The 13319-nt window shown below is 71.9% G+C and carries 10 protein-coding genes; all 10 read right to left on the bottom strand.

Features of this window, described 5'->3' with window-relative positions; translation table 11 throughout:
- Window positions 1–109: 109 nt before the first annotated feature.
- From RCO28_RS09180 to RCO28_RS09225, 10 genes are read right to left on the bottom strand one after another with little or no spacing between them, the layout of a single operon-like run.
- Complete coding sequence (locus tag RCO28_RS09180; RefSeq protein WP_308940498.1) at window positions 110–2251, bottom strand: hypothetical protein; 2142 nt, start codon at window positions 2249–2251, stop codon at window positions 110–112.
- A gap of 37 nt (window positions 2252–2288) precedes the next feature.
- A complete protein-coding gene (locus RCO28_RS09185; RefSeq protein WP_308940499.1) occupies window positions 2289–6065 on the bottom strand; it encodes a putative baseplate assembly protein in 3777 nt (1258 codons plus the stop codon).
- The gene (locus RCO28_RS09190; protein ID WP_308940500.1) at window positions 6062–9193 is read right to left on the bottom strand and encodes a putative baseplate assembly protein; all 3132 of its coding nucleotides are present in this window, start codon (window positions 9191–9193) and stop codon (window positions 6062–6064) included. The genes RCO28_RS09185 and RCO28_RS09190 overlap by 4 nt, the downstream gene beginning before the upstream one ends.
- Window positions 9190–9576: a GPW/gp25 family protein gene (locus RCO28_RS09195; RefSeq protein WP_308940501.1), complete on the bottom strand. Its 387-nt coding sequence runs from the start codon at window positions 9574–9576 to the stop codon at window positions 9190–9192. The genes RCO28_RS09190 and RCO28_RS09195 overlap by 4 nt, the downstream gene beginning before the upstream one ends.
- Complete coding sequence (locus tag RCO28_RS09200) at window positions 9573–9905, bottom strand: hypothetical protein (protein WP_308940738.1); 333 nt, start codon at window positions 9903–9905, stop codon at window positions 9573–9575. Before RCO28_RS09200 ends, RCO28_RS09195 begins: the two co-directional genes overlap by 4 nt.
- A gap of 28 nt (window positions 9906–9933) precedes the next feature.
- Window positions 9934–10470 (bottom strand): phage baseplate assembly protein V, encoded by a 537-nt coding sequence (locus RCO28_RS09205; protein WP_308940502.1) that lies wholly within the window; start codon window positions 10468–10470, stop codon window positions 9934–9936.
- Between the two features lie 42 nt (window positions 10471–10512).
- A complete protein-coding gene (locus RCO28_RS09210) occupies window positions 10513–11604 on the bottom strand; it encodes a hypothetical protein (protein WP_374991135.1) in 1092 nt (363 codons plus the stop codon).
- A gap of 40 nt (window positions 11605–11644) precedes the next feature.
- On the bottom strand, window positions 11645–12010 hold the full coding sequence (locus RCO28_RS09215; protein ID WP_308940504.1) for a hypothetical protein: 366 nt from the start codon (window positions 12008–12010) through the stop codon (window positions 11645–11647).
- 10 nt (window positions 12011–12020) lie between these two features.
- Window positions 12021–12707, bottom strand: coding sequence for a hypothetical protein (locus tag RCO28_RS09220; protein ID WP_308940505.1), 687 nt, complete (start codon window positions 12705–12707; stop codon window positions 12021–12023).
- Window positions 12707–13303 carry a hypothetical protein gene (locus RCO28_RS09225; RefSeq protein ID WP_308940506.1) on the bottom strand — a complete coding sequence of 199 codons (597 nt, stop codon included), beginning with the start codon at window positions 13301–13303 and terminating at the stop codon, window positions 12707–12709. The genes RCO28_RS09220 and RCO28_RS09225 overlap by 1 nt, the downstream gene beginning before the upstream one ends.
- Window positions 13304–13319 lie beyond the last annotated feature (16 nt).

Here is a 13319-nt window from a genome sequence, read left to right on the forward strand (position 1 = left end):
GAATGTGCGGTTCAGCAAGTCGGTGGCGGGCGGCCCGTGGTGGTCGGGCGCCGTGGTTCAGGTCCCGTGGTTCAGTTCCGGTTCAGTTCCCGTGGTTCACGTCCCTGGTTCACGTCACGAAGAAGATCCCGGCGTCCGCCCCGGCGGGCACGTACTCGGCGAGCCGGGCGCGCAGGCTGTCCTCCCGCTGCGGGCGGTACAGCTCGTGGAACGCGCCCAGTTCGGCCCCGTCGTCCGCGCCCCGCCGGATCTCGGGCGCGCAGCGGTCCGCCAACTGCCCGTACCACGGTGTCCCGTAGCGCTCCGAGGCGAACAGTGGGCGCACCCGTGCCGCCTCGTCCGGGCCCACCAGGTCGGGCTGGCAGCGGTGCCGGCGCGGGGTGCGCGAGCCCGGCGGAACGTAGCTGTACCGGACGCAGCCGATGCCGCGCCGGGCCACGTGCACCCGGCCGGTGAACACCGCGTTCTCCGCGATCTCCACGGCATGCGTGTGCACCTCGCCGATCACCGTCGAGCGGTGCAGATGGAGCACGGCGTGCGCGTGGCGGCAGTCCGGCGCGGACAGGGCCTCCCGGTCGCTGCCGGTCGCGTCGAGGATGCTGTCCCGGATGTGGATGTCCAGGGGGTCCTCGGACACCTCGTCGCCGATCACCTCGATCGTGCCGAGGATGCTGTCCTCGACCTGAAGGCAGGCCGTGGTCCGCTCCAGGACGATGCTCGGCTCCTCCGGCGCGTGCGGATCGCACTCCGGCTCAAGTGACCACCCCGGTACGAGAGTCGAGTGCCGGACCACGACCGCGTCCACCGGCCCGGTGACGTTGATCCCGCGCCCGGCGACAAGGAGCCCGTCGAGCGTGACCCGAGGCCGCTCGCCGGGGGCGCAGTCCTCCGACAGGCCCCGGACGTTCAGCGCGTCCGGCCGGTTGCTGTACCAGTCGAGCAGCCGGATCACCGGCCGCGCGCCCTCGGCGGCCCGCAGCTCGAACCGGTCGCCCGGATCCAGGTCGAAGTCCAGCTGCTCCTGGTAGGCGCCGCTGTGCGTGATCTCCACGATCCCCTCGGGACCGCACCGCCCGGCCCTGCGGTCGTGCTGCCAGGCCCGGAAGGCGTCCATGATGCGCTGGTACGGCTGGTCGGGCCCGACCCGGTAGAACTCCGCGTCGGGCCGCTCGGGCCGGGTCCGCTCGTACTCTCCGCCGCCCATGTCGGCGCCGTACGCGTAGTGGTAGTCCACCCACACGCCCTGCCGGGGCGCGGAGCGCGAGCCGAACGCGATCCGGCCGAGCTCCGGGTCGACCGCCACCTGCCCGCGCTTCGGCCGGTAGCGCCAGTCCGACAGGTCCGCGACGACGATGTCCGACAGCGGCACCGGCCGGTCCTCGCCGTCGCGCCGGATCACGAAGCTCTTGCCGGGCCCGTAGTAGTCGGCGAGCCGGTCGTGCAGCTGGCGGCGCCGGATGAACGCCGGGACGTTGTCGACGGTCGCTATGTGGGTGGGCGAGGGCTCCGGCACCGGCTTGGTCACCAGCGGGCTGTCGTTGCCGAGGATCGAGAACGTGTACAGGTTGCGCGCCCGGTCGATGCAGTACGCGGGCGACGACGTCAGCGCGTACGCCTTCAGCCGCCACACGAAGAGCGCCACCCCGGCCGGACTCGAACTGCCCTGCCTGCGCGCCGAGTTGGCGCTGCGGACGTCGACCGTGCGGGCCGTGGTCCCGAACGGGCCGCCCGCCAGGTCGAGTTCGGCACCTTCCCGCACGTCGGCGAGGCGGCCGCGCGCGGCCCGGTGCGGCGCCCCGTCGGCAAGGAGTTTCACCGGCTGCTGGTGTGCCACGAGCCGGGACAGCTCCACGGCCCGCGCGGGCCACGCCGCGACCTGCTCGGAGATCTCCTCCAGGAGGTGCAGCGTGCCCTTGCGCCGCCGGTGCGCGACCGTCGCCGCCACATCCGCGCGCGGTGCAAGGGCCTGTGCGAGAGCCGCCGGGCTGGAGCCTCGAAGACCCGTCGTGAGGACCCGCTCGTACCCGGGCAGGGAACGATGCCCGACGAGATCGCCGATGTACGGCAGCACCCAGGGCGCCGCCGTCTCCACGAACAGGTCCTCGTAGCCCTGCTCCACGCCGTCCCGCACCCGGTCCAGCTGCTCCGCAAGCACCGCGAGCAGCGCCCGCAGCGGCTCACCCTCGGTGGAGTCCCGCAGCCGGTGCCACTGCGGCAGCAGCTCGGCGAGCCCGTCCGGTTCCCTGGACATCACATGACCTCCCACTCGAACTGCGCATCCAGGGCCATCACTTGACCTCCGTAAGAATCAACGTGTCCGCCGCCCGGGGCGACAGCAGCGCCAGCTGGGCCGGGCGGATCCCGCGGAACACATACACCGAGCTGCCCTTCTCCAGGCGGCGCGTGTCGGTGATGTCGGGGTTGAGGCGGAGCAGCTCGGCGAGCGGCAGCCCGTACCGCTCGCAGACCGACGAGAGCGTCTCCCCGCCCTCCTCGCGCACCGTGTGTACCCGCTCGTCGTACGTCGCCGTGCGCGCCGGAACCGCCGTGCGCGGCTCGCCGGGGTCGCGGACGATGTCGAGCAGTTCGGCGGGGGTCGCGGACGCGGGCACGCCCGTGAACACGTCGACGTCCACGTAGTCCACGCCCGGCACCGAGTGCGCCGCCGCGAGGACCTCGGACAGGGCGGCCGGCTGCCCCAACTCCCGCCCCTCGAAGCCGAGTCGGCGCAGGAGCGCCTGCCGGAGCCGGGGCTCCACCAGCGACCAGGTGTGGTCCGGCGCCACCTTCACGCGTGCGGCGAGCAGCAGCAGCACCAGCTCCCGTACGTCCACACGCACCGCGAGCCGCGGGTCCCCGTATTCCGAGAGGGAGGACCTGAGCGCCCGCAGCACATCGGCGTCATCCGCGATGGGAACGTCGTCCGTGCCCGCCACCGTGACGTGCAGGAGGCGGCGCCGGCCGTCGTACAGCTCGCGGGCCGAGGCGCGGCCGATGCCCGCACGGGAGCGCGCGAAGTCCTCGTAGTCGACGGGGGAGACGAGCCGGTCGAGTGCCGCCACCGCGAGCGGCACCGTGCGCCGGGTCAGGCCGGGCCCGTCCGCGTCCGAACCGCCCGTCGCGGGCACCGGGTTGGTGACCGCGGTGACGCCGAGCGGACGCGTCACGGCCTGCGTGATCCGGTCCGCGGGCACGTTCGCCGCGCGGCCGGTGCCGAAGCGGTAGCGGGCCCGCACGTTCTCGTGCCCGCTGGGAAGCCGCGCCCCGTGCACCCCGTCCCCGAACGTCACCGTCGTCCGGCCGTCCGAGGTGGACCCGGTGATGTAGACGCGCTCGCGCGGTCCGCGTCCGGCGAGGCTGTCCACCTCGTGCCAGAGCACCCCGTCGACCCGCACCTCCAACACCGGGGTCGCGCCAAGGGGGTTGTCGGCCGCCAGCCAAGTCAGCGGCGACTGCCAGAGCGCGAACGTCTGGTTCGTCCGGTCCGAGTCGCCGCTGCCGATCGGCTCGTCCCTGCCCTCGCCGTGCGTCGCCGCCACGACGTTGCCGAGCACCTTCACCGTCTCGCGGCGGTAGCGGTACGCCAGGTCCGTGGTGAGCGTGAGGCGGGTGTGCGGCGCGCCGCCGGGAGGCACCTGGTCGGCCACCGGGTCCGCCCTGTCGAGCACGACCACCTCGGTGGCCTCCACACCCGTCACCCCGGGCACGTCGCTGCGCTCCCCGGACACGATCAGCGTACGGCCGGGCTGCAAGCCCTCGTACAGCTCGGCCAGTTCGATCTCATTGCCGTGCACGTCCTCGCCGAGCGGCTCGTCCGCCATCCGCAGCACCTCGCCCGCCGCGTGCACGGTGGTGTCCCTGATATGCGAGAGCAGGACGTCGAACTCGTCCAGCCACGGGTCCGCGAGCACCAGTTCCGTACCCCGGCCGGTGATCCCGTAGTTGGTGTACGCGGCCGTACGCACCGCCTTGACCTGCGTCGTCACGAACGCCAGCTTCGGGTCGCCCGGGATGCCGCCCTCCTTCGGGTCCTTGCCCTTGCGCGGCCGCTCGATCGCCACCCAACTGCCCACCGTGATCCGGTCGTACACAGAGTCCAACTGGAGCACGTTCCGGTTCAGCGGCTCCGGCTTCGTCGCGATCACGATCTCCACGTTCGCGGGCGCACTGCCCACCGTGTACGAGACCGCCACCTCGTACTCGCCGTGCGTGAACTGCCGGGACTCGCCGGGCCTGAGCGTCTGCGGCTCCGTACTGCCGTTGTGCAGCAGCACCTGCACATGGCCCTCGTCGTCGGGCCGGGACACGAACAGGCCGCGCTCGGGCAGGCCCGCGAGCAGCCGGGCCGTCACGCCGGGCTCCTGCGAGTCGGTCGGGCGCCGCCCCAGCCAGCTCAGCTCCCGGTCCTGCCCGGCCCGCGCGGACAGCCGCACCCGGCCGGGCCCGAGCGGGAACTCCACCGGCTGCGCGCCGATCAGGTTCTCCGAGCGCTGGTCCGTGCCCGAACCCTCGACGTACTGGAACTCGGCCTTCTCCGGCACCTTCCCCGACGTGTCGAAGACGACCCGCATCGACGTCAGGACGGCCCCGGTGAGCGGCCAGTCCGCGGTGCGCACCACCCGGCCCCGGTCGTCCTGCACGGGCTTGAGCGGCGCGGTCGCACCGAACGGCGTCGCCCGCGCCCGCATCGCCAGGATGGCGCGCAGCAGTTGCGCCCCCGCCCCCGGCGCCTTCACGCCCCGCCACGCGCGCTGCAACGGGCCCCGCAGCTCGGGGTGCAGGGCCGCGAGCAGCCGTACGGGATCGGCGCCCGGTACTCCGCCTCCCGTCGTCCGCACGCGAGCTGACGCCTTGCCGCTGAGCGCGGGAAGCAGCCGCCCGAGCGCCGCCAGCGGATCGCCCTCCGTGGGCTCGGCGCGCAGCGGCCCCGGAGCCTCCTCCCGCTCCACCGGCTGCGCGGGCGCCAACTCCATCGCTCGCTCGGCGAGTTCGGCGAGGACCGCCTCCAACCGCGCGAACCACGCGGCGACATCCTCGTACGCCCCGGCGAGCACCTGCGCCTCACCGAGCCGCTCGACCGGGCCCGCGAGCCGCGCCGCGAACCGCTCCGGGGTGCCCGCCGACGGCAGGGTCTCCCGCAGCGGCGCGAGCACCTGCTCGTCGAAGTCCTCGATGTACCGGCTGATCGGACGCGGGTTGGGCACGTCGGGTGTGGGAGGCTCCTCGCCCGGCTCGCCGGGGCCCTGCGGCGCCGCGATCCAGCGCTGCGCCTCGTCGACGAGCTCCTGGAGCGTGGGCGGCGCCGAGCGCGGCAGGGCGAGCGCCGTCACGTCGTCGTCCCGGTCCACGCGCACCCGCGCCACCGGCAGCAACTTCCGTACGCCGCCCGCCTGTTCACCGAAGACGAAGAGCAGCTGGTCGCCGGTCTGCAGGTGGGTCGACGTGCCTTCCACGAACAGCTCGGAACGGCGCTCCAGGTCGTCCGGGGTGAGCAGCGTGGGGCGCCGGCGGCGCACCTTCAGCTCGTTCCAGTCCCAGCGCGCCGTGAGGTCCTCGGCCGTCTCGAAGGTCTGCGCGTCCTCCTCGGCCGACGCGGGCACGCTGTGGCTGCGCGCCCCCCGCGGGACGAGCACCTGCAGCGACTCGGCCCGCGGATCGCGGTCGAGGCGGTACGCGAGATGCGTGGACGCGGCGACGCCGGGGCGCGGCCGGTGCCCGACCAGACGCCCGAGCAGCACGAGCGAGCGGTGCTCGTTCGCGGTCCGCAGATAGGCCTCGTCGGCGATCCGCTCCGAGTGGAACGTGAGCAGGTCGCCGAGGACCGCCGTCGCGTCGAGCAGCCCGATCGCCGGGTCGTCCGGCGTCCGGACCGTGAGCCCTTCGAGCGCCGGATACGCGGGCGAGGCGAGCCGGTCCAACTGCGCGGCCAGGAACGAACCGTACGTCCCCACCCGGTAGTTCAGGGCCGTACGGCCGGGCGGATTGTGCGGGGCGACGGGAGCCCGCCGCTCGTCGTGACCGGCGGCGGCGCCGCACGCGCCGCCGCAGGAGCAGGCGTCGCTCATCGGGCACCCCCCAGGGATATCTGAAGCAGGCCGTTCTCCGGCCGGTCCGGGTCGTTGTCGCACCTGGCGATCTCCAGCGGGCCGAGCCGCAGCACGCCGTCCTCCCTCTCTCCGCGCTCCTCGTGGAACAGCCGCTTCAACCGGGTCACCCGCACGCTCTCCACCCCCGGCACCGCCGCCGCGACGGCCACCAGACGGCTCAGCCGCACCGGCTCGCCGAACGTCAGCGCGTCCGGGTGGAAGAAGCCGAGCCTCCCGCCGGAGAGGCGGCCCGTGCCGAGGACGCGGTACAGCTCGGCGAGGATCTGCCCGTGCTGATGCCCCGGCAGCGCGCACACCGTGAGCGCGATGTCGAGCGGCACCGTCCGGGCCGGGCCCACCACCAGGTCGTGCCCGATCCGCCGGTACGCCTCCAGGGAGTGCGCCACCGCGTCGAGCAGCTCAGGGCCGGGCGTGCCCGTGCCGTGCGCGTCGATCGCGACGTGCGCCTCCTGCACACTGCCCGTCCAGCGGATCTCGGCCGCCGCACGCTGCACACCGGGCAGGCCCGCGGCGAGCGCCGCGTAGTCCTCGGCGGTCACCGCACGGAGCCGGGTGCGCCGCAGGTCGAGCGGCGCCAACTGCCGTACCTGTTCCAGGGGTTCGGGCTCCACGCCACCCCTCGCGGCCAGCGGATTGCGCACCCCGGCCACCGGAACGTCCCCTGACTCCTCCGGGGCCCGGCACACCACCAGATGGTTGATGGCCTCCGCGCCGACGTTGCCGCCCGTGCCGCCGCCGAGCCGGTAGCGCAGCTCCAGACGGGCACCTGGAGTGGGCCGCGCGCCGTGCACGCCGTCGCCGAAGCGCAGCGCGAGGCGGCCGTCGTCCTCCAGCTCGCCCACGAAGTGCCGGTCGCGCGGCCCGGAGCCGAGCAGGTCACGGCGCGGCTCCCACACGTGCTCGCCGTCCCGCAGCCGTACGGCGGGCAGCGCGCGCCGCGGGTCCTGGTCGAGGGCGGCGCTCGCGGAACCGCGCAGCACCGGCTCCTCTGGGTGCAGGCCCGCCGCGTAAGCCGGGCCCCAACTGTGCGCGATCTCCCACGCGATGTGCCCGTCCAGGACCGTGCCCGCCCGCGCCCGCGCCGTGAGCACCTCGATCCGGCGCCGCTTCTGCGCGAGCAACTCGTCCTGCCGGTAGAGGAGTTCACGCAGCGCCCGCACCGGATGGCGGCGAAGCTCGTACTGCTCGACCACCTTCAGGCCGAACACCACGGTCAGCTCGTCGATCTCCTCGTCCCTGAGCCCGTCGCTGTCCCGCGCGCTGCGCCACAGCTCCACCAGGCGCCCGCGCAGCCGCTGCGGGATCGCCGCGAGCCGGTCCGCCTGACCCGCCGCGACGAGCGCCGGGTCCGGGTACGGGCCGACCTGCGCGACGGGGGAGCGGGACAGGCGCGGCCTGAAGCGCGGCACGAGCCCCGGGTACACGGACTGCGCGAGCAGCGTCCTGAGCGCCGCGGCCTGCGCGTACGCCGTGCCCGGCACCACCCGCTCCTCGCGCGTGCCCGCCCGCTCCAGGCCGATCCCGGCCCGGGTGACCGCCGCGTCGCCGACGACGGCGAACAGCTCGCGTACGTCGTCGGCCGTGAGCTGCGTACCGCATTCGGCCTTGTCCGTAAGGGAGTTGATGAGCCGCCCTGGCGCATTGCCCTCATCGTGGTCCACGCACCCGATCGCGGGCGGTGTGCAGTCACCCGCCACCGCCGGGTCGTGCGGCACCGTCAGCGTCTCCGCGAGCCCGTCCCCGCACCAGTCGAGGGTCCGGCCGTGGTCGACCAGGCAGACGTTGCCGCGCGCCAGGGTCACGTCCTCCACCGGCTCGCAGTCCCGCCCGCCGAGCGTCGCCAGCCGCAGCGGGAAGCGCAGCGCGTCCTCGACCGCCCAGGTCACCTCCAGGACGGGCTGATCCTCGACCCGGTCGAGGCCCGGCGTCACCGAGGTGAGCCGCACGACCTGCCGGTGACGCGGATCGGCGTCACCGGGAGTGCCGGTCCGCGCCCCCTTGACCTCCTCCAGAATCAGCAAGTCCCCTGTACACAGGTCGAGTTGACGCTCCGCGCAGGTCTCCGGGTCCCGCCAGGCGTCCCGCAGCGTCGCCCCCGTCGCGCCCTTCGGCAGCGCGCACACGTCGCCGCCCCACGTCCACAGCCGGATCGCGTTGTGCGCCGCCCGCAGCCGCAGCGGCTCGTCCACCGCGACCGGCTCGAACACCTCGACCGAGCCCCGCTCGTCCAGGTCCACGAGCTCGCCGTCGTCGACGACCGTGCCCGGCTCGGGCCGGTCGTGCGGGTCGAGCGAGCGCACGTCCACGGAGGCGAAGCGGTACGTCCCCGGCAGCAGCGTGTGCTCGCCGACGGTCTCCACGGACACGTACGCCCGCGCCGCCTGCCCGTCGTGCATCGCGTAGTCGATCAGCCGCACATGCCGCCGCACCGAGACGCGCCGCCGCGCCGTGTCCAGATACGCCTCCGTCGCCACCGCGTCCTGCTGGTAGCTGATCTGGTCACCGGTGTACGCCAGCAGCTCGACCAGCGTCATGCCCAGGTCGGCCGGGTTGCGCTCCACCCAGTCCGGCGTGGTCAGCGCGAGCCGGTCGAGCAGCAGCTTGCGGATCGTGTCGTAGTCACGCGCGGTGTAGTCGACGACGGGCGCGGCGGGAAACTCCTGCTCGCCCTCCGGCCGGCCCTTGCAGTCGAACGGCGTCGGACAGTCCGGCAGGAAGCTGAACTCCGCGCTGTGGTACCGCTGTTCGAACCCCCGGAACGGCACGTCACCCGGCCGCCCGTACGGATCGGTCTCCACGATCGACAGCCGGTACCGGGAGGTGTCCCCGGCCTTGTCGACGGTGACATACAGCCGGTCGTCGAGCTCCGGGTCCTCCTCCCGCTCCACGCTGATGTCCACGGCCGCGATGTCCGTGATCCGGCGCCCGCCGTCGATCCGCACGTTCTCGGCACACAGGCCGTGCGGCGCCTTCCCGAGGAACGTGACGGTCAGGATCAGCCCGTCGTCGCTCACCTCGACGGCGTCGACGCCGTTCAGCTGAGCCGCCCGGATCCGCGCCCGGCGGTTCGTCGTAGCGGTGCTCACGCCCCCGTCCTCCCCTCGAATACTTCGTCCCGTACGGTCCCGGTGGCCCGTACGGCATACGCCAGACTCACCCGTACGACGTTCTCCTCACCGGACACGTCCAAGGCCTCCACCTCGATCAGCTCGCCCAGCCAGCGCTGCAGCGACGCCTGCACGGACAGCTCCAACGTGCTCGTCAGCTCAGGGCTGTTGGGCGCGAACACCAGATCCAGGAGCCCGCACCCGAAGTCGGGCCGCATGACCCGCTCGCCGGGGCTGGTGAACAGCACCTGCTCGATCAGGTCACGTACGTGCTCGTCGTGGGCCGCGTGCGCGGTGCGTCCCCGCCGGTCGATCCGGAAAGGAAACGCCCAGTCACTGCGTATGCGGGTACGGGCGGTCATCGGATGCTCACCTCTCGCTGCGCGCTGTGGACGACGGGTGGCCCCTGCGGCACGAACGCCGCTGTGAGGCACTGCGCCGCCGAGGTGTCGAGCAGCACCGGGGCGCCGTCGACGGTCACTCCCGTCTCGCCGGCCGTCCACCGCACCGTCACACAGGGCGACGGCACGCCGTCCACGGTGTGCGAGCAGCCGGTGACGGCAAAGCTGTGCGCGGCGGTGGCGACGGGCATGCCGTTGATGCGCACGGCCGAGGCCCCCGCCGCGGCAGTGGCCCGGCCGCCGTGCGGACAGCCGACCAGCGCACCGGCGCCAAGCAGATTCCCGGATATCCCGGACACGTCTCTTCGTCCCCCGTCTCTATCGCTTCGCAGCGACGTTGAACTGGCCGTCGTTGAAGATGACTTGGTCGCCATCAAGGGTGATCTTCGCCCCGGCCCCGTTGGCGATCACCACGGTCTCCTTGGTGATCCGGATGTACGCACCGTTCTGCGCCTGCAGCAGGATTCCCTGATCGGGCCCCGCCGGATCACTCATCACGATCTTGTGCGCGCCGGGTGTCTCCACGACGACGGGCTTCACCTGGGAGGCCCCCTGCACGAGCCGCCGCGCGTCCGGCGGCAGCTCGTCCTCCTCCCCGTACCAACACCCCGTCCAGATGGGGAAACTGGGATCCCCCTGCTCGAACTCCACCCACACACCGGCCCCCGGCGACGGCACCACGAACTGCCCCGCCTGCGGCCCGGTGAACGGCAGACAGGGCAACGCCCAGGTCGACGGCTCGTCCCCGAGCACGTCCGGTACCTCGACGGTGACCCGCCCGATGTGCAGCGGATCGTTGTTGTCCACGACTCGGCCGCGGAACTTGCCGAGGTAGCGGTTGCTGGGTGCGGCCATCCTGGGGTGCTCCTGATGTGTGCGGTGTCTCTGTCTGCTGGTCTACGGGCGGACGTAGGCGCTGCGCGCCTCCAACCCCTCCCGGCTGAGGGTGAAGTTCTGCTGGAAGGACCCGGGCCGCAGCACATGGGTCACGGACTTCACGTAGTAGTCCCCGTCGTACGCCCGCCCGGACCCGCGCACGCCGACGAGCTGGCGCGGCTGCAGCAGATATCCGTGCCGGTTGACGTCGAGCGACCCGGACCCCGAGATGACGTCGGCGGAGGTGGCCGCCCGGGCGAGCAGCTCGGCCTCGGCCTGCTCGGGCTGGTACTTGGCGGTGCCGGACAGCCTGCGCTGCTTCAAGGCCGGAGTCGGCCGCTTCCCGAGCGGAGGCCGCAGCGGGCTGATCGACGGCTGGGGGAGCGGCGTGGACTGCCGGGTGCTCGGATCCTGCCAGCGCGCCTGCGGCTCCTCGCGGGCGGTCCCGTCGTACGCGAAGGTCAGCTGGTCGACCGTCGAGTTGGCGTCCATGTTGACGTTGAGCGCGTGCTGGCGGATGCCGACGCGGACCTCGGGTCCCCAACGGGCAGAAGACTGCCCGGGGTTGGGCCCCGGCTCGAGATAGAACACATACCCGTTGGCCTTGGCCAGCTCATTGATGTACTGCAGATCGGTGCTGGTCTGGTAGTGCACCCGCAGGTTCTCGCGCGGCGGCTGCGTGACCTTCTCGGCGTAGACGTCGGGCCGGATCCCGTACCCGGAGTACCGGCGCAGGATGTTGAGCACGCGCTGCGAGGGCGGCAGATTCGGGTACTTGTCCGTCCGCTCCTGCAGATCCATGGCGAGGCAGAGGTCTTCACCCGTGACGGTGAGGGTGGAGTGCCCCGGCTGGTTGCTGGCGCCGACCTCCTGGCGCACGATCAGCCCGTCGAAGAGGACTTCGGGGGTGCCGCGGACGGTGACGGTGATGATGAGGCGGGTTTTGGGGTCGAAGAAGCCCTGGGGGAGGAGGGTTTTGCTGATGAGCCCGTTCTTGGTCAGATCGAAGGCCAACTGGAACCCAGAGCGCTCCCCGGCGGTGGCGGTGATCTGCGCGGAGAGGAGTGCTTCGGCGACCTCGGCGGGCACGGGGCGGGCGAGCTTGGGCCCCATGTGGAGGGTTACGTGAACGGGGCCGCGCCCGATGGGCAGTTCAGCCACGCCTGTCCCCCCGGGGGAAGTGGCCGGCGAGGGGAATGTCGACCTCGTGGCCGGGCTCGTCGGTGAGTTCGCGTGGGTCGATGACCGGGTTGGCGTCGGCGATCTGCCACCACTGCGCGGGGTCGCCGAAGTACCGCTGGCCGAGGAGGTCGGGGCGCTCGCCGGTGCGGACGGTGTGCGTCTGCGTCTCGTCCTCTTCGAGCGGTGGCAGCAACCGCCGCTTGGCGTACCGCACTTCGGTCCCGTCGGGCAGTCGGTGCACGCCTATCTCGGCGTCGTGGTAGCGGCTGGTGCGGGGGTACGGGTGGGCCCCCGGTATCGCGTCGAGTGCGCTCTCGTAAGGCTCGATGCCGTCCATGGTGGTGTGGTCAGCCCCTTCCCGCGCCTATGTGACCGGAGTTGAGCCCGAGCGTCCCGAGCCCCGCCGTCCGTGCGGCCCCGGCGAGCCGCTCCTTCTGCGCGAGGTGCGCGTAGTACAGCTCGGCGCCGCGGTGCCCCATGGGCAGATCGCTGACGGTCAACACCTTCAGCCCAATACTGAGACTCGCTCTGATCGGGTTGAGGTTGACGTCGAACGCGGACTCGTTGATGGACAGCTCGGAGAGCCGCACGGGCATGACGCGCTTACTCCCCCAGGTGAAGAGGGTCAACGGCATCTCGATCGGCGAGATCTCGATGGTCCCCTTCTTCGACTGCCGGCTGGCTTCGCGTAATTGCGCAGAGGTCGGCTGCACGAGCATTTCGAGCACGGCGAGTTGGGGGTGAATCCCATCGGGCGCGGCGATCTCGAACTGATCGGTGGCGTCGATCTCGGCAGTGAACTTCCAGGTCTCCTGGGCGGGCCCCTTGAGCCGCAGGGCCTCGTTCCGGTCACCGCTACCGGCCCCGCCCCCGCCGGAGTCCCCTCCACTGCCGGCGGTCTGCGGTGAGAGGCTCCGCTCCAGCGTGTCCGGGTTGAACTGCAACACGATGGCGCGCTGCGGCGTACCGAGTTCGGGGTCGACCAGGACTATCCCGGAGCGGATGGGTTTGGGGATGTTGGCGTAGCGGGTCATCAACGCCCTCCTTCAGCCTGTTGGATCGCGTCCAAAGCCTTGCGGGCCTCACCAGCGATTTCGGGATCCGAATCTGATGAGGCGATACGAGCGAGGTCTTCCCGGTACTCGTCCCACTCTGAATAGATCATCGCCCATACTGAGGCCCGTCGGACTCGAGGATCCCTGTGGTGTGAAGACTCGCGGACTCGCTCCATCAGGCCGTCGTCCGGGAGCGCTGGAGAAATAAGTCCCAGGAGCAGGACGGACTTTGCCCGCGAAGGTGCGAACGCGGCGGCACCATAAGAGCGGAACGCTTCGTCGAGTGACCAGACCGCCAGTGACTGCTCAATGATCGCGATGACCCGTTCGGCCGTTCTCGGGTCGCTGTCCATGGCCACCATGTAGCTTTGGCAGGCATAGTCATCCACGATGTAATGCAGCGACCCGTCCTTTCCAGTGGCCCACCTGGCCTCGTAGAAGGTGCCTTGCGCAGGATCTGGCTCCACGTCCCCCGCGTATCGCCATTCATTCCGCTCGGTAACCTCGAAGATATCGTCTTCAGTGACGGAATCCCGGAGAATTACTTTACGGCTGATGCAGGGTTCGGCTGGCATGTGAATGGGCCCTCGC

It is taken from the genome of Streptomyces sp. LHD-70, from assembly GCF_031157275.1.
Taxonomy (GTDB): domain Bacteria; phylum Actinomycetota; class Actinomycetes; order Streptomycetales; family Streptomycetaceae; genus Streptomyces.

Excerpts from the sequence above, each read along its gene's own strand:
- RCO28_RS09210 (WP_374991135.1), bottom strand. The coding sequence starts at position 11,604 with ATGGGGCCCAAGCTCGCCCGCCCCGTGCCCGCCGAGGTCGCCGAAGCA.
- RCO28_RS09195 (WP_308940501.1), bottom strand. The coding sequence starts at position 9,576 with ATGACCGCCCGTACCCGCATACGCAGTGACTGGGCGTTTCCTTTCCGG.
- RCO28_RS09205 (WP_308940502.1), bottom strand. The coding sequence starts at position 10,470 with ATGGCCGCACCCAGCAACCGCTACCTCGGCAAGTTCCGCGGCCGAGTC.
- RCO28_RS09220 (WP_308940505.1), bottom strand. The coding sequence starts at position 12,707 with ATGACCCGCTACGCCAACATCCCCAAACCCATCCGCTCCGGGATAGTC.
- RCO28_RS09185 (WP_308940499.1), bottom strand. The coding sequence starts at position 6,065 with ATGAGCGACGCCTGCTCCTGCGGCGGCGCGTGCGGCGCCGCCGCCGGT.
- RCO28_RS09180 (WP_308940498.1), bottom strand. The coding sequence starts at position 2,251 with ATGTCCAGGGAACCGGACGGGCTCGCCGAGCTGCTGCCGCAGTGGCAC.
- RCO28_RS09225 (WP_308940506.1), bottom strand. The coding sequence starts at position 13,303 with ATGCCAGCCGAACCCTGCATCAGCCGTAAAGTAATTCTCCGGGATTCC.
- RCO28_RS09215 (WP_308940504.1), bottom strand. The coding sequence starts at position 12,010 with ATGGACGGCATCGAGCCTTACGAGAGCGCACTCGACGCGATACCGGGG.